Consider the following 2,657-nt stretch of genomic DNA (forward strand, 5'->3'; position numbering starts at 1 on the left):
GATCAGGTCCGGGTCGCCGGGGCCGCCGCCGACGAGGGCGACGCCCGCGGTGCGGGTGCGGTGGTGGGGGGCGACGAGGGTGCCGTCGCGCAGGCCCGCGACGACCGCGTCGCGGATGGCGGCGGTGTGGCGGGGGTCGCGGCCGCGCGCGTTGGTCGTGAGGACGGCGACAGTCACGCCCTCGCTGTGGCCCGTCGCCGGGGTCCATGCGGTCGCCGCGTCGGCGTCGTCCGAGCGGACGCACCACACGCGGTTCGCTTCCGCCTCGGCGGAGGCGGCGGTGTTGGCGGTGGTCTCGCTGGTCGCGATGAGGGCGTACCAGGCGTTCGCGAGGTCGCCGTCCGCGTACGGGCGTCGCTCCCAGGTGATCTCGCCCGCGTCCGCCATCGCCTCCACGGAGGGGGTCGCCTCGGGGGATACGAGGGTGATGTCCGCGCCCGCCGCGATCAGCGCCGGGAGGCGGCGCTGGGCGACCTGGCCGCCGCCGAGGACGACGACCCTGCGGCCGGTGAGGCGGAGGCCTACGGGGTAGGCGGGGTTTTCGGCCATGAGGGTGCGGCTCCTCGGACGGGCGTGCGGTGGGCGCTACGGCTCTGGAGCGGCCCTGACGTGCGGATTTTAGAGTGCGTTCAGCCTACGGCGAGGGTGGGGTGGGCGCGACGGAACGCGTGCCCACCCCACCCCCGGCCCGGGTCGATCTACTTCTCGGTGACGCCGGCCGAGTCGAACGTCGCCACCTCGTGCATCGCCCGCGCCGTGCTCTGCACCAGCGGCAGGGCCAGCAGCGCGCCCGTGCCCTCGCCGAGGCGGAGGTCGAGGTCGACCAGGGGGCGCAGGCCGAGCTTGTTGAGCGCGGCCACGTGCCCGGGTTCGGCGCTGCGGTGGCCCGCGATGCAGGCCGCGAGGACCTCGGGGGCGATCGCGCGGGCGACCAGGGCGGCGGCGCCGGCGCTGACGCCGTCCAGGATCACCGGCGTACGCAGGGAGGCGCCCCCGAGCAGCAGGCCGACCATGGCCGCGTGCTCGAAACCGCCGACCGCGGCGAGTACGCCGATGGGGTCGGCCGGGTCCGGCTGGTGGAGTTCGATCGCGCGGCGCACGACCTCGGTCTTGCGGGCGAGGGTCTCGTCGTTGATGCCGGTGCCCCGGCCGGTGACCTCGGCGGGGTCGGTGTCCGTGAAGACCGAGATCAAGGCGGCGGACGCGGTGGTGTTCGCGATGCCCATCTCACCGGTGAGGAGCGCCTTGTTGCCGGCCGCCACCAGGTCGCGGGCGGTCTCGATGCCCACCTCGATGGCCTGCTTGGCCTCCTCGCGGCTCATCGCGGGACCGGTCGTCATGTCGGACGTACCGGCACGGATCTTGCGGGGCAACAGCCCGGGCGTGGCCGGGAGTTCGGACGCGACACCCACGTCCACGACGCACACCTCGGCGCCCACCTGGCTCGCGAAGGCGTTGCAGACCGCGCCGCCGCCGAGGAAGTTGGCGACCATCTGGGCGGTGACCTCCTGCGGCCAGGGGGTGACGCCCTGCGCGTGCACACCGTGGTCGCCTGCGAAGATCGCGACGGCCGCGGGCTCCGGGATCGGCGGCGGGCACTGCCGGGACAGACCGGACAGCTGCGCGGAGATGATCTCCAGCATGCCGAGCGAACCCGGCGGCTTCGTCATCCGCTTCTGCCGCTCCCACGCCTCGCCGAGCGCCTTCGCGTCCAGCGGGCGGATACCGGCGACCGTCTCGGCGAGCAGATCGTGCGGGTCCTCGCCGGGCAGCGCCCGACGGCCGTACGTCTCCTCGTGCACGACCCACGACAGCGGGCGGCGCTTGGACCAGCCGGCCTGCATCAGTTCGGGCTCGTCCGGGAACTCGTCGACGTAGCCGACGCAGAGGTACGCGATGACTTCCAGGTGCTCCGGCAGGCCGAGTGCGCGGACCATCTCGCGCTCGTCGAAGAAGCTGACCCAGCCGACGCCGAGGCCCTCCGCGCGGGCGGCGAGCCAGAGGTTCTCGACGGCGAGCGCGGCGGAGTACGGCGCCATCTGCGGCTGCGTGTGGCGGCCCAGGGTGTGCCGGCCGCCGCGGGTCGGGTCGGCGGTGACGACGATGTTCACCGGGGTATCGAGGATGGCCTCGATCTTCAGTTCCTTGAACTGCTTCGCCCTGCCCTTCGGCAGCGACTTCGCGTACGCCTCGCGCTGGCTCTGGGCCAGTTCGTGCATGCTCCGGCGGGTGTCGGCGGAACGGATGACGACGAAGTCCCACGGCTGCGAGTGACCGACGGACGGTGCGGTGTGCGCCGCCTCAAGTACCCGCAGCAGCACGTCGTGCGGGATCGGGTCACTGCGGAAGCCGTTGCGGATGTCCCGACGCTCGCGCATCACCTTCAGCACGGCCTCGCGCTCGGCGTCGTTGTAGGCGGGTGCGGCGGGGCCGGTGGACTCTCGTACGTCTTCCACTGCGGCCGTGCTCTCTTCTTCCTGATCGGCGGCCCGGGTGTCCAGGTCGTCGGCGTGCTGTACGAGTTCCGGTTCGAGGTCGGAGTCGGCCTCGCGGGGGGCGGGGACGGTGGCGAAGGGGTCCTCTGTGCCGCCGAGTTGCCGCACCGGTTGCTCCTCAGCGGGGAGCGTGAGCGGGTGCGGCGGGGTCGGTGCGAGGTC

The 2,657-nt window shown here is 73.4% G+C and carries 2 protein-coding genes; both read right to left on the reverse strand.

Annotated elements, in window-relative coordinates; translation table 11 throughout:
- Positions 1-549, reverse strand: a 549-nt coding sequence (locus tag ACFWP5_RS52200; RefSeq protein ID WP_384174456.1) for a bifunctional precorrin-2 dehydrogenase/sirohydrochlorin ferrochelatase, incomplete at its 3' end; no start/stop codon positions are given.
- Between the two features lie 149 nt (positions 550-698).
- Positions 699-2,657 (reverse strand): nicotinate-nucleotide--dimethylbenzimidazole phosphoribosyltransferase (gene cobT / locus ACFWP5_RS52205; protein WP_384174459.1); only part of this gene is annotated, 1,959 nt, incomplete at its 5' end.

Source organism: Streptomyces sp. NPDC058469, assembly GCF_042721125.1.
GTDB lineage: Bacteria > Actinomycetota > Actinomycetes > Streptomycetales > Streptomycetaceae > Streptomyces.